18 protein-coding genes are annotated in these 19233 nt (G+C 63.6%); 14 read left to right on the top strand and 4 right to left on the bottom strand.

What is annotated here, in order from left to right:
* The first annotated feature begins 43 nt into the window (after nt 1–43).
* The 5 genes from RCO31_RS31565 (at nt 44) to RCO31_RS31545 (ending at nt 5155) form a co-directional block, all read left to right on the top strand.
* Nucleotides 44–991 carry an ABC transporter permease gene (locus RCO31_RS31565; RefSeq protein ID WP_308972322.1) on the top strand — a complete coding sequence of 316 codons (948 nt, stop codon included), beginning with the start codon at nt 44–46 and terminating at the stop codon, nt 989–991.
* Nucleotides 992–1005: 14 nt separating this feature from the next.
* On the top strand, nt 1006–1902 hold the full coding sequence (locus tag RCO31_RS31560) for an ABC transporter permease (protein ID WP_308972321.1): 897 nt from the start codon (nt 1006–1008) through the stop codon (nt 1900–1902).
* A gap of 26 nt (nt 1903–1928) precedes the next feature.
* A complete protein-coding gene (locus RCO31_RS31555; RefSeq protein WP_308972320.1) occupies nt 1929–3026 on the top strand; it encodes an ABC transporter ATP-binding protein in 1098 nt (365 codons plus the stop codon).
* On the top strand, nt 3019–4017 hold the full coding sequence (locus RCO31_RS31550; RefSeq protein ID WP_308972319.1) for a dipeptide ABC transporter ATP-binding protein: 999 nt from the start codon (nt 3019–3021) through the stop codon (nt 4015–4017). Before RCO31_RS31555 ends, RCO31_RS31550 begins: the two co-directional genes overlap by 8 nt.
* A 238-nt stretch (nt 4018–4255) precedes the next feature.
* Complete coding sequence (locus RCO31_RS31545) at nt 4256–5155, top strand: CoA ester lyase (RefSeq protein ID WP_308972317.1); 900 nt, start codon at nt 4256–4258, stop codon at nt 5153–5155.
* A gap of 17 nt (nt 5156–5172) precedes the next feature.
* On the opposite strand, the gene RCO31_RS31540 is transcribed toward RCO31_RS31545, so the two are convergent.
* Nucleotides 5173–6720 carry an acyl-CoA synthetase gene (locus tag RCO31_RS31540; protein WP_308972316.1) on the bottom strand — a complete coding sequence of 516 codons (1548 nt, stop codon included), beginning with the start codon at nt 6718–6720 and terminating at the stop codon, nt 5173–5175.
* Between the two features lie 105 nt (nt 6721–6825).
* A complete protein-coding gene (locus tag RCO31_RS31535; protein ID WP_308972315.1) occupies nt 6826–7998 on the bottom strand; it encodes an acetyl-CoA C-acetyltransferase in 1173 nt (390 codons plus the stop codon).
* Nucleotides 7999–8140: 142 nt separating this feature from the next.
* Here RCO31_RS31535 and RCO31_RS31530 point away from each other — a divergent pair, with 142 nt between their 5' ends.
* From RCO31_RS31530 to RCO31_RS31495, 8 genes are all read left to right on the top strand, one after another.
* The gene (locus tag RCO31_RS31530; protein ID WP_308972314.1) at nt 8141–8821 is read left to right on the top strand and encodes a TetR family transcriptional regulator; all 681 of its coding nucleotides are present in this window, start codon (nt 8141–8143) and stop codon (nt 8819–8821) included.
* A gap of 46 nt (nt 8822–8867) precedes the next feature.
* Nucleotides 8868–9995 (top strand): CaiB/BaiF CoA transferase family protein, encoded by a 1128-nt coding sequence (locus tag RCO31_RS31525; protein WP_374991560.1) that lies wholly within the window; start codon nt 8868–8870, stop codon nt 9993–9995.
* Between the two features lie 35 nt (nt 9996–10030).
* Nucleotides 10031–10789: an SDR family NAD(P)-dependent oxidoreductase gene (locus RCO31_RS31520; protein WP_308972310.1), complete on the top strand. Its 759-nt coding sequence runs from the start codon at nt 10031–10033 to the stop codon at nt 10787–10789.
* A gap of 43 nt (nt 10790–10832) precedes the next feature.
* Nucleotides 10833–11966: an acyl-CoA dehydrogenase family protein gene (locus RCO31_RS31515; protein WP_308972307.1), complete on the top strand. Its 1134-nt coding sequence runs from the start codon at nt 10833–10835 to the stop codon at nt 11964–11966.
* Nucleotides 11967–11990: 24 nt separating this feature from the next.
* Nucleotides 11991–13238, top strand: a complete 1248-nt coding sequence (locus RCO31_RS31510) for an acyl-CoA dehydrogenase (protein WP_308972306.1) — start codon at nt 11991–11993, stop codon at nt 13236–13238.
* Nucleotides 13235–13957 (top strand): nitroreductase, encoded by a 723-nt coding sequence (locus RCO31_RS31505; protein WP_308972305.1) that lies wholly within the window; start codon nt 13235–13237, stop codon nt 13955–13957. The genes RCO31_RS31510 and RCO31_RS31505 overlap by 4 nt, the downstream gene beginning before the upstream one ends.
* A gap of 78 nt (nt 13958–14035) precedes the next feature.
* Nucleotides 14036–15022: a tripartite tricarboxylate transporter substrate binding protein gene (locus RCO31_RS31500; RefSeq protein ID WP_308972304.1), complete on the top strand. Its 987-nt coding sequence runs from the start codon at nt 14036–14038 to the stop codon at nt 15020–15022.
* A 37-nt stretch (nt 15023–15059) separates the two neighbouring features.
* Nucleotides 15060–16709 carry an FAD-dependent oxidoreductase gene (locus tag RCO31_RS31495; RefSeq protein ID WP_308972302.1) on the top strand — a complete coding sequence of 550 codons (1650 nt, stop codon included), beginning with the start codon at nt 15060–15062 and terminating at the stop codon, nt 16707–16709.
* A gap of 18 nt (nt 16710–16727) precedes the next feature.
* On the opposite strand, the gene RCO31_RS31490 is transcribed toward RCO31_RS31495, so the two are convergent.
* Complete coding sequence (locus RCO31_RS31490) at nt 16728–17510, bottom strand: zf-HC2 domain-containing protein (RefSeq protein ID WP_308972301.1); 783 nt, start codon at nt 17508–17510, stop codon at nt 16728–16730.
* Nucleotides 17500–18057 (bottom strand): sigma-70 family RNA polymerase sigma factor, encoded by a 558-nt coding sequence (locus tag RCO31_RS31485; protein WP_308972300.1) that lies wholly within the window; start codon nt 18055–18057, stop codon nt 17500–17502. The genes RCO31_RS31490 and RCO31_RS31485 overlap by 11 nt, the downstream gene beginning before the upstream one ends.
* Before the next feature lie 180 nt (nt 18058–18237).
* Between RCO31_RS31485 and RCO31_RS31480 the strand changes: the two genes are divergently transcribed.
* Nucleotides 18238–19203 (top strand): MBL fold metallo-hydrolase, encoded by a 966-nt coding sequence (locus RCO31_RS31480; protein WP_308972299.1) that lies wholly within the window; start codon nt 18238–18240, stop codon nt 19201–19203.
* Nucleotides 19204–19233 lie beyond the last annotated feature (30 nt).

The following is a 19233-nucleotide window of genomic DNA, read 5'->3' as shown; positions in this document are numbered from 1 at the left end:
ACGCGATCGGATGAAACCAGGGAGCGCGGGAGGGCGCGAGCCGATGACCGGTTATCTCATGCGCCGTTTCGCGCTGATGCTGCTCACGTTGTTCGGGATGTCGATCCTGATCTTCCTCGTGATGCGGCTGGTGCCCGGCAACATTGCCGATATCCTTGTCGACTCGGCGGGCATCGTCGATCCCAAGCAGAAGCTGAAGATCGAACAGGAACTCGGCCTCGACCGGCCGCTTATTGCTCAGTACTGGCAGTGGATCTCCGGCCTCGCACGCGGCGATCTCGGCTACGCCTATGTCAGCGAACGCCCGGCGATCGAGGAGATCCTCCCGCGCCTGCCGGTCACGGCGAAGCTTGCGGTGCTGGCGCTGGTGTTCTCGGTACTGATCGGGGTGCCGCTCGGTGTCATCAGCGCCGTCCACCGCAACACCTTTCTTGATTATCTCATGCGGGTGATCAGCCTGAGCGGCCTGTCGATGCCCTCGTTCTGGCTCGGTCTTCTGGTGCTGATGGCGTTCGTTCAGATGCTCGGGTGGATCCCGATATACAACCGTCAGCCTGACAGCATCTGGGCCGAGATCGGCCTACTGGCGATTCCAGCGTTTGTGGTCGGCTTCCGCAGTTCCGCTCTGGTGATGCGGTTGACGCGTTCGTCGATGTTGGAGGTGCTGAAGCAGGATTACATCCGCACAGCGCGGTCCAAGGGCGCTTCAGAGAAGACGGTGAACTACGATCATGCGTTGCGCAACGCGCTGCTGCCGGTCGTGACCATCATCGGTATCGAGGCCGCGTTCCTGCTCGGTGGGCTGATCGTCACCGAAACGGTTTTCAACATTCCCGGCGTCGCCCGCTTCCTGGTGGAGGCGATCCGCTCGCGTGACTATCCGATCGTTCAGAACCTGGTGATGTTCATCGCCTTCGTGGTCGTCACCGTCAATTTCATCGTCGACATCACCTACACCATGCTTGATCCGCGGATCAGGCTGGAGTCGTGAACGGAGCCTTACGCATGACGACGACGCTCGATCACAGTGCGGAGCTTGCGAGAGCAGGCGCCAACGTGTCGACCCGCTGGCAGGCGATACGGTTCCTGGCGCGCCGATATCCACTTGGCGCATTCGGCGCCTTCATCATTCTGATTTTCATCCTGACCGCGCTGCTCGCGCACTGGATCAGCCCCTATGATCCGACCCTGACCAATGCCCGCGCGTCACTTGCGGTTCCGGGTGCTGCCCACTGGCTCGGCGCGGACTTCATGGGCCGGGACATTCTCAGTCGCATCATCGGCGGGGCACAGATTTCGCTCGCGGTCGGTATCGGTGCGACAGTGCTGGGCTTAAGCGTCGGCATTCCGATCGGTCTGGCCTCCGGCTATTTCGGCGGCTGGCTCGATCTCATCATTCAGCGTTTCATCGACATCATGCAGTCGCTGCCGCTGCTGGTGATGGCGCTGGTGATGGCGGCCTCGCTCGGCCCGTCCCTGCGGAATACGATCATCGCCATCGCGATTCCATTGGTGCCGAGCATTGCGCGGATCGTCCGCTCCAATACGCTTGCGCTGAAGGAGATGCCGTTCGTCGAAGCCGCGCGCGCGATCGGCATCGGCGAAACCTGGATCGCCGCGCGGCATGTGCTGCCGAACACCTTGGCGCCGCTGATCGTTCTCGCTACCGCGCAGTTCGGCTCGGCCATCCTGGTTGAGGCGTCGCTGTCGTTCCTCGGCCTCGGCGTGCCGGAGCCTTATCCGTCCTGGGGGCGGATGCTGTCGGAATCGGCGGCCGAATACATGCGCACGGCGCCGTGGCTGGTCATCTTCCCGGGCGTCGCCATCAGTCTTGTCGTGTTCGGCGCCAATCTCCTCGGGGATGCGCTGCGCGATCTGCTTGACCCGCGGCTGCGGACGTAAAGGCTCTACCCAAGGAATTCGCGTTCATGTCCCACTCACGAGCCCTGCAAGCCAAACCATCGGCCGCCGCCGGCGGCCAGGCCAAGCCGATTGACAGTATCGCCGGCATTGCGGTCGCCGATCCCTTGCTCACCGTTGCTGATTTGAAGACTTATTTCTTCACCCGAAACGGCACGGCAAAAGCGGTCGACGGCGTGTCATTCGCGATCGCGCGCGGCGAGACACTGGCGATCGTCGGCGAGTCCGGCTGCGGCAAGAGCATGACCGCCCTGTCATTGATGCGGCTCGTGGCCGATCCGCCGGGCCGTATCGTCGACGGCGAGGTGGTGCTCGATGGCGTCGATCTGCTCAAGCTGCCGGAAGACGAGATGAGGGCCATGCGCGGCCGTGATATCTCGATGATCTTCCAGGAACCGATGACCTCGCTCAATCCGGTGATGACCATCGGCAGGCAGATCGGCGAAGTGCTGACGATGCACAAGACCATGCCGCGCGACGAGCTGCAGAAGAAGGTCGTCGAAATGCTGGCACTGGTGCGTATTCCGGAACCGGCGCAGCGTGCCAAGGAATATCCACATCAGCTTTCCGGCGGCATGCGCCAGCGGGCGATGATTGCGATGGCACTCGCGTGCAGTCCGAAGGTGCTGCTGGCCGACGAACCGACGACCGCGCTCGACGTGACGATCCAGGCGCAGATCCTCGAACTGATCGCCGACCTGCAGCGCAAGCTCGGAACCGCGGTGGTCCTCATCACCCATGACCTGGGCGTGGTCGCCGAAATGGCGCAGCGGGTGATCGTCATGTATGCCGGACGGAAGGTCGAAGAGGCCTCGGCGGAAGACCTGTTCGCGGGTCCGCTCCATCCGTACACGCAGGGCCTGATGGCCTCGATTCCGCGTCTCGGCCTGATGCGCGGCGAGAGCGCGAAGACCGAGCGGCTGCAGGAAATCCCCGGAATCGTGCCGGCGCTTTACAGCCTGCCACAGGGCTGCGTGTTCGCACCGCGCTGCCCGCGCGCCGACGACAAATGCCGGAGCGAATTCCCGCCCTACGAGGAGAAGCACAGTCGACACTGGGCGGCATGCTGGCATGCCGGCGAAGGGAAGGAGCGTGCCCATGGCTGAGGCCGGTCAAGCCGCCGTACGGGCGACGCGTCCCCCGGTCCTTGAGATTGAGGGTCTGAAGAAGCATTTCCCGATCAAGAAGGGTTTCCTCCGCCGCACGCACGGCCATGTGCTCGCGGTCGACGGCGTCAGCTTCACGATCGGCGAGGGCGAAGCGCTCGGCCTTGTGGGCGAGTCCGGTTGCGGCAAGTCGACGGTCGGCCGCGCCATCCTGCGGCTGATCGAGCCGACCGACGGCGTGATACGGATCGGCGGCGAGGACATCCGCGAGCTCAGCAAGCGCGAGCTGAAGCCGTTCCGGCGGCAGATGCAGATCATCTTTCAGGATCCGTACTCCTCGCTCAACCCGCGCATGTCCGCGGGCGACATCGTCGGTGAGCCGCTGAGCACGCATGGCATCGCCAGCGGCAGGAAGCGCGAGGAGATCGTCGCCAAACTGTTCGACCGCGTCGGACTGTCGCGTGCGCAGATGGCGAATTTTCCGCATCAGTTTTCTGGCGGCCAGCGCCAGCGTATCGGCATCGCGCGTGCGCTCGCGCTCAATCCGAAGCTGATCATCTGCGACGAGCCGGTATCTGCGCTCGACGTGTCGATCCAGGCGCAGGTGATCAACCTGTTGATGGATCTGCAGCGCGATCTCGGCCTGTCGTACCTCTTCATCTCGCACAATCTTTCGGTGGTCGAGCACATCAGCCAGCGGATCGCGGTGATGTATCTCGGCCGTATCGTCGAATACGCCGACAAGACCACGATCTTCACCAATCCGGGTCACCCCTACACCGAAGCGCTGCTGTCGGCAGTGCCGGTCCCGGACCCGAAAATCAAGCGCAGCAAGATCGTGCTGCAGGGCGACGTGCCGAGCCCTGTGAAGCCGCCGAGCGGCTGTCACTTCCATACGCGCTGTCCCTATGCGGTCGATCGCTGCAGATCCGAGACCCCGTTGTTGCGCGAGATCGCGCCCCGGCAGTTCGTGGCATGCCACCTGCGCTAGCAGGGCTATCGGATATCGGTTGATCAGAGATGGCGACGGACGCGTCGCGCTCCCTCTCCAGTCGAAGTCGGATGTTTCCGACTTCGACCACTTGATAGCGCCGAACCTCGGTAAACCCGAGTTCGGATGGGGAGAGGGCTGGGCGAAGCGGACTCGGCGCTAATGGTGCGATGAGCCCTTGTGTCGGCCGCAGTCCGATTGATAAACAGGCCCATCTCCGTTCACAGGGATTGATCTGATGGCTCTGTTGCGCGACGACCTGCCGGCCTGGCGGTCGCTCATGTTCGTTCCGGTCACGCGCGAGAAGTTCGTTGCGACAGCGCACACGCGTGGCGCCGACGCTTACATCCTCGATCTCGAAGACAGTGTACCCGAGGCTGAAAAGCCTCGCGGGCGTACGTTGATCCATGCGGCGGCGAAGGAGGTCAGCAAGGCCGGCGCCGACGTGGTCGTGCGCATCAACCGGCCCTGGCACCAGGCCTTTCTCGACATCGAGGCGGCGGTCGGTCCCGGCGTGATGGCCCTGATGTGTCCCAAGGCCGAAAGTGCCGAGCATATCGGCGTGATCGCCGAGCTGCTCGACACGTTCGAGGCGCAGAAGGGCCTGCCGAACGGGCATACGAAGCTGGTTCCGCTGGTGGAGACCGCCGACGCCTTTTTCCGCCTGCGCGAGATCGCCAAAGCCTCGCCTCGTGTGGTGGCGCTGTCGCTGGGCGCGGAGGACTTCGCGCTGGCACTGTCGATGGAGCCGATCGGCGAGACGCTGCAGCTTGCCAAGCAGACGATGATCGTCGCCGCGCGTGCCGCCGGCATCCTGCCGCTCGGCTTCATGGGAACCGTTGCCGAGTTCGCCGATCTGAATGCCTTCCGCGAGACGATCAAGCGCTCGCGGAAATTCGGCTTCGCCGGCGGCACCTGCGTGCACCCGAGCCAGGTCACGATCCTGAACGAGGAATACGGTTTCTCGGCCGAGGACGTCGACCGCGCGCAGCGCATGATCGCGGCCTACGACGACGCCATGGCCAAGGGCCTCGGCGCCGTCACCTTCGAAGGCAAGATGATCGACGTGCCGGTGGTGGAGCGCGCCCGCAATGTGCTGCGCCAGGCAGCCAAGCATGAGGCGCGAGCGCGGAAATAGGCGCGCAATGGCGAGGTTTACGCCTTCGCCGCCTTCCTTTCGGCCCAATACCGGTCGCGCAGGTGGCGCTTGACCAGCTTGCCCGTCGGCGTGCGCGGCAACTCCGCCTCGAAGTCGATCGAGCGCGGGCACTTCAGCGCCGACAGCTTCTGCCGGCAGAAGGCGATCAGCTCCGCCTCGAAGGCCTTGCTGGCCTTCGCCATGTCGCGCGGCTGCACGACCGCCTTCACCTCTTCGCCCATTTCCTCGTTGGGCACGCCGAACACCGCGACGTCCGCCACCTCCGGATGGCCGATCAGCACATCCTCCGTCTCCTGCGGGTAGATGTTCACGCCGCCGGAGATGATCATGTAGGCCTTGCGGTCGGTGAGATAGAGGAAGCCGTCATTGTCGACATAGCCGACGTCACCCAGCGTCGACCAGCCTTTGTCGTTGAACGCGCGCTTCGTTTTCTCCGGGTCATTGTGATAGGCGAATTGTGGCCCGTCGGCGAAGTAGATCGTGCCGATCTCGCCCGGCGGCAGCTCGTTGCCTTCCTCGTCGAGGACCTTCACCTTGCCGACCACCGCGCGTCCGACGGTGCCGCGATGGGTGAGCCAGTCCTTCGAGGTCGACACCGTGACGCCGTTACCTTCCGAGCCCGCATAGTATTCGACCAGGATCGGTCCCCACCAGTCGATCATCTTCGCCTTCACGTCGATCGGGCAGGGGGCCGCGGCGTGGATCGCACCCGTCAGAGTCGAAAGGTCGTACTTCTTGCGCACATCGTCCGGCAGCTTCAGCATGCGCACGAACATGGTCGGCACCAGCTGCGACTGGGTGATCTTGTACCTCTCGATCATGCGCAGATAGGTCTCTGCGTCGAAATGCTCCATGATCACCGAGGTGCCGCCGAGCGAGCCGACCATCAAGTTGAAGCGCAACGGAGCCGCGTGGTAGAGCGGCGCCGGCGACAGGTAGACGGTGTTCTCCGACATGCCGCAGCCCGTGACGCAAAGCATTTTCATCAGCGGATTGATCATGTCGATCGGATCGGTGGATGCCACGCGCCTGATCCCCTTCGGCCGTCCCGTCGTGCCGGATGAATAGAGCATGTCGTGGCCGATGGCTTCGTCGGCGATGCGGCTGGCCGGCTGCTCTGCGATCGCCGCTTCCCACGACTGGAAACCCGGCTTGACGCCGCCGACCATGAACAGCTTGACGCCGCTCAGCTCCTTGTCGAGCAGGTCGGATACGCGGTCGTGGCATTGAAGCGAAGTGATGAAGATCTTCGCGCCGCAGTCCCTGACGATGTAGGCGATCTCATCTCCGGTGAGATAGCGGCTGATGGCGGTGAAATAGACGCCGGACCGCTGCGCTGCCCAGCAGATTTCCATGAAGGTGGTGCAGTTCTCCAGCAGTATGGCGATATGGTCGCCGCGCTGCACACCGAGGCTGCGGAAGAGCTGCGCGCCCTGATTGGAGCGGTCCTCGAGCTGACGGTAGGTGATGCCCCGTCCGGTCTCCGCCATCATGTAGGCGAGCTTGTCCGGCCGGGTACGGGCGTGGACGGAGGGATGGGTCATGGACCGGTTCCTGGCGAACAGCGACGAGTGAGTGGCGAACGGGAGGAAAGAACCACGGCAGTGTCACCGGGTCGGTTCGCGTTCGCTACTCGTCATTCGCTCTTCTCACAGCCGCTCCACGATCGTCACATTTGCCATGCCGCCGCCTTCGCACATGGTCTGCAGCCCGTACCGCTTGTTACGCTGCTTCAGCGCGTGCACCAGCGTCGTCATCAGCTTGGTGCCGGAGCCGCCGAGCGGGTGGCCGAGCGCGATCGCGCCGCCGTTGACGTTGAGCCGCGCGGGATCGGCGCCGGTCGCCTTCAGCCACGCGGTCGGGACCGAGGCGAACGCCTCGTTCACCTCGAACAGATCGATGTCGTCGATCGTCATGCCGGCCTTGTCGAGAGCCCGCTTGGTGGCGGGCAGAGGCGCTTCCAGCATGATGACCGGATCGTGGCCGAGCACGCTCATGTGGTGGATGCGGGCCATGGGGGTCAGCCCAAGCGATTTCAGGCCCTTCTCGTTGACGACCATGACGCCGGACGCGCCGTCGCAAATCTGGCTTGCGCTGGCCGCGGTGATGCGTCCGCCCTCGGCGATCAGTTTGACGCCGCGAATGCCTTCCAGCGTCGCGTCGAAGCGGATGCCTTCGTCGATGCTGTGCGTGTCGGACGTCCCGTCCGCTCGCGTGATCGGCAGCGGAACGATCTCATCCTTGAACAGGCCGCCTTGCGTCGCTGCGATCGCCCGCTGGTGGCTTTCATAAGAATACTGGTCGAGCTCCTCCTTGGAGAGATCGTATTTCTTCGCCATCATCTCGGCGCCGGTGAACTGGCTGAACTCGATGTTCGGGTAACGCTTCTCGATTTCGCCGCTCTTGTAGTGGCCAAAGCCGTTCTTGGCCGGAAGCGAGGCGGGCAGCCCCATGGGCACCCGCGTCATGCTTTCCACTCCGGCTGCAATCACCACGTCCATGCTGCCGGCCATCACCGCTTGCGCAGCGAAATGCAACGCCTGTTGCGAGGAGCCGCACTGGCGGTCGATCGAGGTGGCCGGCACGCTCTCCGGCAGTTTTGAGGCAAGCACCGCATTGCGTGCGATGTTGGTGGATTGCTCGCCGGCCTGCATCACGCAGCCCATGATCACGTCCTCGACCTGCGCCGGATCGATCTTTGTGTGGTCGACCAGCGTGTTCAGCACCTGGCCGGCGAGATCGGCCGGATGCCAGCCAGAGAGGCGGCCTCCCTTGCGGCCACCGGCGGTACGAGCTGCGGCGACGATATAGGCCTCGGCCATGGCGTCTCTCCCTTTGCGTTTTTGTGGGGTCGTTGCTTCCAATTAAACGGACCGGCCTCGATTTAGTCAATCGTTCAATTAACTCTTGAGCCCGGTGCAGCGATGAGCTTAGCTGCGCGCGCCGTCTCTTGCCTGGAAGAAGATGCGAACCGATACAGCCCTTGCCACACAGAAGGCGCCACAGCAGCAGAACGTAACTGCCGCGAAGCTGTTGAAGGCTGCAGGCGAATTGATGATCGAGCGCAATTCGATCGACATCTCCTTGAGCGAACTGGCGAAGAAGTCCGGCGTCAACGCGGCGCTGGTGAAGTATCATTTCGGCAACAAGGACGGGCTCCTGTTGGCGCTGCTCACGCGGGATTCGCAGTCGGAGATCGCGAACCTCGACTACCTGATGCGGCAGCCGATCTCGCCGACCGAGAAGCTGAAGCTGCACATCGCGGGCATCATCAAGGCCTACCACCGCTTTCCATATCTGAACCGGCTGATCCACCGGTTGCTTTATGAAAGCAACGAGAAGGCGGCGAAGGAGGTCTCGCATGTCTTCGCGAGACCAGTATTCGAGTTCCAGCGCCGCTTGCTCGAGGAAGGCGTCGAGGCGGGCGAATTCCGCAAAGTGGATCCGATGCTGTTCTATATCAGCCTGATCGGCGCCTGCGACCATCTGTTCCATGGCCGGACGGCGATGTCGCCGGCACTTGGCCTCGGTGGTGTAACGGACGACGTGCGCCGCCGCTATGTAGCGCACATGACAGAGCTGATTTGCGGCGGCATACTGAGAGCGCCTGCCGTGAAGAGCGGGAAGACAAGCAAGTACAAATAGGCGTCGGACGTCCGACGAACGATAACAAGAACAGTTTTAGGAGGACATCGTGAGCAAGGATAAGGCGACCGGTCCGCTGCGCGGCGTACGGATCATCGAGTTCGCCGGGATCGGTCCCGGCCCTTATGCGTCCATGATGCTATCTGACATGGGCGCCGACGTCGTGACGATCGCGCGGCCGGGCCAGTGGAAAAACGACGCGCGCAATTTCGTCAATCGCGGGCGTCGTCCGGTCGAGCTCGATCTGAAGAAGAAGGACGACATCGCCAAGGCCCTGGAATTGATCGGCGCCGCCGACGCGCTGATCGAAGGCTTTCGCCCGCAGGTGATGGAGCGGCTCGGGCTTGGACCCGATGAGGCGCTGAAGCGCAATCCGCGCCTGGTCTATGCTCGCATGACCGGGTGGGGCCAGGAGGGGCCGCTGGCCATGGCTGCCGGCCATGACATCAACTACATCGCGATCACCGGCGCGCTCGATTCCTTTCGCTCGCATGACGGTGAGCCCGTGGCGCCGCTCAATCTCGTCGGTGACTACGGCGGCGGCGCTCTGTTTCTCGTCGTCGGTCTGCTTGCGGCGATCATCGAGGCGCGGTCCTCCGGCAAGGGGCAGGTGGTGGACGCTGCCATGTGCGATGGCGTCTCGAACATGCTGACCATGTTCCATGCCCTGAAAGCCATGGGACGCTGGACCGACGAGGCCGGCACCAACCTGCTCGACGGTGGCGCGCATTTCTATCGGACCTACAAGTGCGGTTGCGGCAACTACATGTCGATCGGCGCGATCGAGCCGCAGTTCTATGCCGAGCTCCGCAAGCTCGCGGGCCTCGCCGACGATGCGTTCGATGCACAGAACGATCGCGCAAAGTGGCCGGAGCTGCAGAGGAAGCTCGAAGCCATATTCCTGACGAAGACGCGCGACGAGTGGTCAAAGCTACTCGAGGGCAGTGACGCCTGCGCCGCCGCGATCGTCGGCCTGTTCGATGCGCCGAAGCATCCGCACCTGGCCGCGCGCAAGACGTTTGTGGAGCACGCCGGCGGTGTGCAGCCGGCGCCTGCGCCGCGCTTCTCGCGCACGCCGTCGGCGATCCAGCATTCGGCAGGAGTCGATGCCTTGCAGGTGTCGGACATTCTCGCAGACTGGGGCGATAGCCCCGCGCGGCGAGCGCGCGCCTGAGATCCGTTTCGTAAAAAGTTGGAAGGGGCCATTCGATGCAACTGAAAGACGTTCCTGTTCTCATCACCGGTGGCGGTTCGGGACTAGGTGCTGCGACCGCGCGGGCCATGGCCGCGAAGGGCGCGAAGGTCGCCGTCCTCGATGTGCGCAAGGAGAATGCGGACAAGGTTGCCGAGGAGATCAAGGGTCTGGCGCTCGGTGCCGACGTCACAAGCGAAGAGCAGGTGAAGGCGGCGATCTCCAAGGCCGAGTCGGCGCATGGCATAACCCGAGTGCTGGTGAACTGCGCCGGCGTCGGCAACGCGTCCCGCACGGTCGGCAAGAGCGGTCCGTTTCCGCTCGACGTCTTCACGCGTGTCGTCAGCATCAACCTGATCGGCACGTTCAACGTGCTGCGCCTCATGGCCGAGCGGCTCGCCACTGCCGAGCCGATCGGCGAGGAGCGGGGTGTCATCATTAACACCGCGAGTGTTGCAGCCTTCGACGGCCAGATCGGGCAGGCGGCCTATTCGGCGTCAAAGGGCGGGGTGGTCGGGCTGACGCTGCCGGTTGCCCGCGATCTCGCCTCGATGTTCATCCGCGTCAATACCATCGCGCCCGGCCTGTTCCTCACTCCGCTGCTGATGGGGCTGCCGGAGGAGGCGCGCAAGAGCCTCGGCGCCCAGGTGCCGCATCCGGCACGGCTCGGCGATCCTAGCGAGTATGCAGCGCTGGCGGTTCACATCGTTGAAAATCCGATGCTGAATGGCGAGACCATTCGCCTTGACGGCGCCATCCGCATGGCGCCGCGCTAGCGCAATAATACGCTCAATAAGAAGAGAGGGAGCCACACTCACCATGAATTTCGATTTTTCCGACGACCAGAAGCAATTGCGCGATCAGGCGCGGCGGTTTCTCGCCGAAAAGTGCACGAGCAAGGCCGTGCGGCAGGTGCTCGAGGGGAAGGATACGTACGACCGCTCGCTGTGGAAGGGGCTTGCCGAGCTCGGCTTCCTCGGCGTCGCCATTCCCGAGGAGTTCGGCGGCTCCGGTGCAGGCCATCTCGAACTGTGCGTGATTGCCGAGGAGCTCGGCCGCGTCGTCGCCCCGGTACCGTTCGCGTCCTCGATCTATCTCGCTGCCGAAGCGATCATGCTGGCCGGCACTGATGCGCAGAAGCGGAAGTATCTGCCGGGGCTCGCATCCGGCGAGAAGATCGGCACGCTGGCGTTGTTTGAAGGCAAGGGCAAGCTCTCTCCCGCCGCGATCAAGGCGCAAGTGGCGAATGGCGCCGTCAGCGGCACCAAGACACCGGTGCCGGACGGCGAGATCGCCGATTTCGCGATCGTCGTGGCGCGCTCCGGCAACAGTGGCCGCGAGAGCGACATCGCGCTCTATATCGTCGATCTGACGGGCAAGGGCGTCGAGCGTCGCTCGCTGCAGAGCATCGATCCGACCCACAATCAGGCCGAGATCAAGTTCAACGGTGCTCCGGCCGAGCTGCTCGGCCGCGCCGACGAAGGCTGGAGCAACCTGACGCGCGTTCTGGATCGTGCCGCCGTGCTCGTCGCCTTCGAGCAGGTCGGCGGCGCCGAACGGGCGCTGGAGATGGGCCGCGACTATGCACTCGATCGCATGGCATTCGGCCGTCCGATCGGCTCGTTCCAGGCGGTCAAGCACATCCTCGCCGACATGTATGTGTCGGCGACGCTGGCGCGTTCCAACGCCTACTATGCCGCCTGGGCGCTCTCGACCAACTCGTCGGAATTGGCGGAAGCTGCGGCCGCGGCGCGCATCAGCGCCACACAGGCGTTCCAGCACTGCTCGAAGCAGAACATCCAGGTGCATGGCGGCATGGGCTTCACCTGGGAATTCGACTGCCATCTGTACTACCGCCGCTCCAACGCGCTCGCACTCGGCCTCGGCAGCATGTCCTACTGGGAGGACCAGTTGATCGACCGCATGCGCACCCGCAACACCGAAGCCGCCTGAGATGTCAGCGAAAGGATTTTGACCATGAATTTCGACGACACCCCGCAGGAAGCCAAATTCCGCAGCGAAGTTCGCAGTTGGATCGCCGCGAACGCACCGAAGGAGCTGGAGAGCGAGCTGAAGGAAGCTTCGCTCGGCCGCATCAAGTTAAAGAGCGGTGACGTGCTGCAGCTCTCGAAGGAGTGGCAGAAGAAAAAGGCGAAAGGCGGCTGGGCCTGCCTGCAGTGGCCGAAAGAGTACGGCGGCCGCGGTTCGACGCCGATCGAGCGTGTGATCTGGCAGCAGGAGGAGGGCATCTACAACAAGCTCGGCGCCCCGTTCCTGATCGGCCAGGGCATGTGTGGCCCGGTGCTGATGACCTACGCCAATGATGACGTGAAAAAGCGCTACCTGCCGCCGCTCGCCTCCGGCGACGAGATCTGGTGCCAGCTGTTTTCCGAGCCTTCGGCCGGCTCGGACGTGGCGGGGCTGCGCACCCGTGCGGAAAAGGACGGCAACGACTGGATCGTCAACGGCCAGAAGATCTGGACCTCGGGCGCGCACTACTCGGACTACGGGCTGTTGGTCGTGCGCACCGATCCGAACGTGCCGAAGCATCAGGGGCTTTCCATGTTCTTTCTCGACATGAAGAGCCCGGGCGTCGAAATCCGCCCGATCAAGCAGGCAAGCGGCGCGTCGGAATTCAACGAGGTGTACTTCACCAACGTGCGTATCCCCGACAAGCAGCGGCTCGGTAATGTCGGCGAGGGCTGGAACGTGGCGCTGACCACGCTGATGAACGAGCGCTACGCCATCGGCTCGGGCGTTGCCACCGGTTTCCCGGAAATCTTCGACTACTGCAACAGCCTGATGACCGAGGATGGGCCTGCGATCGACGATCGCGCTGTACGCTCCAAGCTTGCCACATGGGCGACGCGCACCAGCGGCCTGAAGTATACGACCTACCGCACGATTTCGGCGCTGTCGCGCGGCGAGCGGCCCGGGCCTGAGAACTCGATCGGCAAGCTGGTTGCCGGCAGCATGTTGCAGGAGATCGCAACTTTCGCGCTCGACCTGCAGGGCGCGGCCGGTGTGCTGGTCGACAACGATCAGAAGGAGGTTGCGGGTCAGTTCCAGAAGATGGTGCTGTCGTCGCCGTCCTCGCGCATCGCCGGCGGCACCGACGAGGTAATGCGCAACATCATCGCGGAGCGCGTGCTTGGCCTGCCTGGTGACATCCGCGTGGACAAGGATGTGCCGTTCAACAAGATCCCGACCAAGGGCCGGGCATGAGCGCAGCGACGGCGAAGGGCAACGCGGCGTCCACCAACGCGGTGGACGCCATCGATGTGCTCGAGGGGCTTCTGGCCGCGCGGTACTCGTGTCGGGCTTTCAAGCCCGATCCGGTGCCGCGCCCGGTGATCGAGCGCATCCTGCGCGCCGCCCAACGCACCGCGTCATGGTGTAACAGCCAGCCCTGGCATGTGACGATCATGAGCGGAGCGGAAACCGAGCGATTCCGCAAAATGATGTACGAGACGGCGGCGTCGGGCGCGGACTCCGCGCCGGATTTCCCCTGGCCGCGCGAATATGTCGGCGTCTATCAGGCGCGGCGGCGCGAAAGTGGCTTCCAGCTTTACGACGCGGTCGGTATCGCCAAGGGCGACAAGGCCGCGGCCGCCAAACAGGCGCTGGAGAACTTCAACTTCTTTGGCGCGCCGCACGTGGCGATCATCACCACCACCGAGCCGCTCGGTGTCTATGGCGCGGTCGATTGCGGCGCCTATGTCGCCAACTTCATGCTGGCGGCGCAGGCGCTCGGCGTCGGTTCGATCGCGCAGGCTGCGCTGGCGCGGCGCTCGGATGTGGTGCGGGACTATCTCAAGTTCGCCGAGGACCGGCGCGTCGTCTGCGGCATCTCGTTCGGTCATCCAAAGCATGACCACATCATCAACAGCTACCGCACGTCCCGCGCGCCCCTTTCCGAAGCCGTGACGTTCGTGGGAGAGTAAGGCGCCGTAGTTTCGGGACGACGAACGTTAGGGCGTCGGCGCGGCGCAGACCATTCACGGTACACCGGAGCGCCGCGCATGCTTTTGACACGTCGGAAGGTGATAGCGGGTAGTGCGGCAAGCGCGGTTGCGCTGACCGGGTCATCGGTCAGGTCGCAATCCGCTTATCCGTCACGCACGATCACTCTTGTCGTGCCGTATCCTGCCGGCGGGACAACCGATCTTCTCGGCCGGCTCGTCGCCGACCAACTCCGGACGGGGATGGGTGCCACTGTGGTTGTCGAAAACAAACCCGGCGCCGGCACCACCCTTGGGGCCAGCCAGGTCGCGAAAGCGCAGCCCGACGGCCACACACTCTTGATGGCGACCTCCACGACCCTGGCCATCAACAAGACGCTGTACCGGAAGCTGCCTTACGATCCGGTCGCCGATTTCACCCCGATCGCACTCGTGGCTGCCGTGCCCTTCGCGCTCGTCGTCAATCCGTCGCTGCCGGTCAATTCCCTCAGCGACTTCATCGCCTATGCGAAATCGAAGCCGGGTGAACTGTCATACGGCTCGGCCGGGAACGGCAGCCCGCAGAATCTGGGCGCCGAAATGCTCAAGACCGCCGCCGCGCTCGACATCAAGCACGTGCCGTACAGGGGCAGCGTGCAGGCGATGCAGGACGTGATCAGCGGGCACATTCCGTTCATGGTGGTCGATCTGCAACCTGCGTTGCCTCAGATCCAAGAGGGCAAGCTGAAAGTTTTGGGTGTGACGACCGCAGGCCGTGTCGGGTCTGCGCCTGATATTCCGACGCTGGCCGATGCCGGGCTCGCCGGGTTTGAGCTTGTGGCGTGGCAGGGCGTGGTTGCACCTGCGGGCGTACCGCGGCCCATTGTCGATCGGCTGGCGGGGGAAATCGCGACGCTCCTGGCCGCGCCCGAGACGCGCACCAAGCTCAACGCACTGACGCTTGAGCCGCTGATCGGATCGACGCCTGACACCTTCGCAAAATACGTGACGAGCGAAATCGAGCGATGGGCGCCGATCGTCAAGGCATCAGGTGCCTCGCTGGAATGAAGCGCCGGCCACGCGAGCGCACAACTGGAGCAGGCTGATGCTGCGCGACGATGATGCCCCCGTTCTCATTGTGGGCGCCGGACCGGTCGGGCTCACGCTGGCGATCGATCTCGCCTGGCGTGGCATCAAGGTCAAGGTGGCCGAAGTGCGCCGGCGCGCCGAGCCGCCGGAGCCCAAGTGCAACCACGTCGCGGCGAGGACGATGGAAATCTTCCGGCGCCTTGGCGTTGCCGAAAAGATTCGCAATGCCGGGTTGCCTCCCGACTACCCGCACGACATCAGCTATCGCACGACGTTCACCGGCCAGGAACTGACGCGCATCCCAATTCCGTGTCGGCGCGACCGGTTCACCGACACCAGCGGTGCCGACGGCAATTGGCCGACGGCGGAGCCACCGCATCGCATCAATCAGATCTTTCTCGAGCCCATCCTGTTTGCGCATGCGGAAAGCCAGCCAAACATCGAGATTCTCAACCGAACCGCGGTCGAGGATGTCGAGATCGCGGACGAAGCCGCGACAGTGTCGCTTCGCGACCTCGACGATGAATCCGTGCAGCGACGAGAATTCCGCTTCGTGGTCGGCTGCGATGGCGCGCGATCGGTCGTTCGCAAAGCGATCGGCGCGAAGCTGCAGGGCGATGCGGTCATTCAGCGCGTGCAGTCGACCTACTTTCGAGCCGCGGACCTGATCGACCGCCAACGGCACGCACCGGCCTGGGGCACCGGAGTGATCAATCCGCGCCGCTCCGGGATGGTGTACGCCATCGACGGGCGCGAACGATGGCTGTTGCACAATTATCTGCGGCCCGACGAGCCGGATTTCGATTCTGTCGATCGCGACTGGGCCATTCGCACGATCCTCGGCGTCGGCGCGGATTTCCAATACGACATCATCTCGAAGGAGGACTGGTACGGCCGCAGGCTGATGGCCGACAAGTTTCGCGATCGATGCGTCTTCATCGCCGGCGACGCCGCCCACATCTGGGTTCCCTATGCCGGCTACGGCATGAACGCCGGCATAGCGGACGCGACAAACCTGTCCTGGTTGCTTGCGGCCCACCTCAATGGCTGGGCGCCCCAGGCTATTCTGGACGCCTATGAGGCTGAGCGCTTGCCCATCACCGATCAGGTCTCACGGTTCGCCATGAGCCATGCCGAGGCTGAGATCCGAAGGCGCGGCGCCGTGCCGGACGGGATCGAGGACGCCGGGCCCGACGGCGAACGGGTGCGTGCTGACGTGGGTCACACGGCCTATGCGATCAACGTGCAGCAATATGCCTGTGCCGGTCTCAACTTCGGCACGTATTACGACCGCTCGCCGATCATCGCCTACGATGGCACCGAGTTCCCGCCGTACACGATGGCGACTTATCAATCGTCCACCGTGCCCGGATGCCGCACGCCGCATGTGTGGCTGCCCAGGAAGACATCACTTTACGATGCGCTTGGTCCGGAATTCACTCTGTTGCGACTTGACCAGACGATCGACCCGGCGGCACTGGTTGCTGCGGCCGAGCACCGGGGCGTACCATTGACGGTGCTGGACATCAGTGCGGATGATGCAGCCGAGTTCACCGGCCACAACCTGGTCCTTTCGCGTCCGGATCAGCACGTTGCGTGGCGCGGCGCCGCGCTGCCGAGGGATCCGCTGGCCTTGATCGATCGTGTGCGCGGTGCGGCTCAATGACGGTGCGGGCATCGCCGGTCAGAGCAGGTGTTGCAACTCCCGCATTTCAGCGGCGTTGAGATCGGAAATGGCGCAGTAGCTCACTCCGTTTCTGCTCCAAATCAAAAGATTGTAGCCGTTCCTCGACGTGGCCGGGGCAAGGCTCTCGGTCGCCGCGACCGACGACGGCCACATGAAGACGTTGATGAGATGCAGGCGGCGCTTGTAGACGACCACCGCCACGCGACGGTCGGCGACATAGTCGAGGCGCCCGCCGAGCAATGCAAATCCTTCAGCGGTCAAATCCTTCACCGCGGGCGCGAAGTCGGCGCGGCCGGCGAACCATGGCCGCACGACATGCTGATCGGACGAGGCGACCTGGGTCGGCGAATCCTGCAACAACGAGCGGATATGCGCGGAAAGGATGTCATGCTCGATCTGCTCGGCATGGCGGGTCGTGTCCATGACCCACCACGTTGCCATCACCGCAACGAGGCATGCTGCCGCCAGCGCTGCGACTCGCTTGGCAAGCGCCCGGGCCTTTGGCGCGTCCATCCCAAGGTGCGGCGTTTCCACCGGCTTCCCGGGGAGCGACGTTTCTTCAGCGCGATCGAGCGCAGCGCGCAGGCGCGGTTCAAGCGCAGGTGGGGGCGCGATCCGCCCGAACTTCTTCACCAATCGTCCAATTCGTTCATCGTCAGCCACGGCGGTGCTGCATGTCCTGCATGTTCCGATATGGCCGGCCACTGCGCGCCGCTCTTCGGGCGCAAGCTCGCCATCTCTGTAGGCGCCGAGCAACTCGTGCGCACGGTCACATTGCATTGCGGTCATCCTGGTTCGTCATCCTGTTCAAGATGGCTTTCAGTTCGGTCCGCGCGCGCGCAAGCCTCGACATCACGGTCCCGACCGGCGTGCCGATGACGCCGGCAATTTCCCGATAGGACAGGTCCTCAATCTCCCGCAGCACGATCACCTCGCGGAACACCGGCGGCAGCTCTGCCATCGCGTGTGCGAGCAAGGCCTGATCGGAGCTTGCGATCGCTGTCTGCTCAGGTGAGCGGTCCGCGGAGGCCATGTCGGCCTCGAAGGCTGCGCCAGTGGAGCGCGAACTCACTTCATCGAGCGAAACCACATTGTCGGCACGCCGCCTTTCCTGCAAACGCCGAAAGCAGACATTGCGCACGATCGTCAGCAGCCAAGGCCTGATATCCGCGCCTTCAAACTGATGAAACGCGCGATAGGCCCTGACGAAGGCATCCTGGACTGCGTCCTCCGCATCGGCGCGCGTCTGCAGCAGGTGAGACGCCAAATTGTATGCCGCATCCATGTGCGGAAGCGTCAGCCGCTCGAACCTCGCCTTGTCGGTCATTCGCTGCCTGCGCTTGCCAGCTTCTCAATATCCGGATTCAGGCGGTGTCACATTTATTCCATGTCCGCCCCAATTTTTTGGAACGTCAGAGAAAGGTACGCCCGATGTGGAATAAAGGCGAAGGCCCTTGAATCTCCATGGATGTCGGCCCCCAGACCCAAACCTTCCATGGAGTTCGCCATGTTCAAAGCTTCCCGACGCGATGTCGTGATCGCTTCCGGCCTTGCAACAGCGTTTGGCCTGTCATCGCGGCTGGTCATAACCCCGGCTCTCGCACAAAAGACGCCGGATCCGGCCAGGGGCCATGTAACCTACAAGGTCGGCACGGCCGACGTGACGGCCGTCTATGACGGCATCTGGGAGAAGCCGCACGACCCCGCATTCGTTGCCAACGCGTCCGTCGATGACGTCAAGGCCGCCATGGCAAAGGCCGGCCTGCCGGAAGATTTCGTATCGATTCCGTTCACCGTGGCCGTTGTCAGAACCGGCGGCAAGACGGTTCTGTGCGACGCCGGAACCGGGGGCCAGGTGCAGCCCACCGCGGGCAGGTTCATGGCCAACTTCAAGGCCGCCGGATTTGATCCCGATAAGGTCGACACTATTCTCATCTCGCACTGTCATCCCGATCATATCTTCGGGTTGATGGAGAAGGACACGAACAGGCCGGTGTTTCCGAATGCCGAAATCATCATCGCCGACGCCGAATACAAGTTTTGGACCGACCCAGCCGTCATCAACAGGCTGCCGGACGCCCGCAAGGGTCTTGCCCGCCGCATCCAGGCGACATTTCCCAACTGGAAAAACATCAAGCAGGTTGCGGGCGAGGCGGAGGTTGCGCCCGGCATGCGCCTTGTCGCGACCCCGGGCCACACGCCGGGCCATCGCGCCTTCCATCTTGCCTCCGGTGCGAGCCAGTTGATGCTTTCCAACGACACTTGCTACGTTCCGGCGCTCGTTGTCGCCAATCCAGGTTGGCGCGGCGTTTACGATCAGGACGGTGCTTCCGCCGAAGCCTCACGCCGCAAGCTGATGGATCGCGTCATTGCCGACAAGATCGGCATCAGCGGCTATCACTTCCCATTTCCTGGCGTCGGTACAATCGCCCGGGATGGCAACGGCTACGCGTTGACCGTCGACAAGGCCTGATGATCATCTGAGTTCCGTCCGATAGGAGGC

It is taken from the genome of Bradyrhizobium sp. LHD-71 (genome assembly GCF_031157255.1).
In the GTDB taxonomy this organism is placed as follows: domain Bacteria; phylum Pseudomonadota; class Alphaproteobacteria; order Rhizobiales; family Xanthobacteraceae; genus P52-10.
Note: the sequence above shows the minus strand (reverse complement) of the source record. Positions and strands in the feature narration are given on the sequence as shown.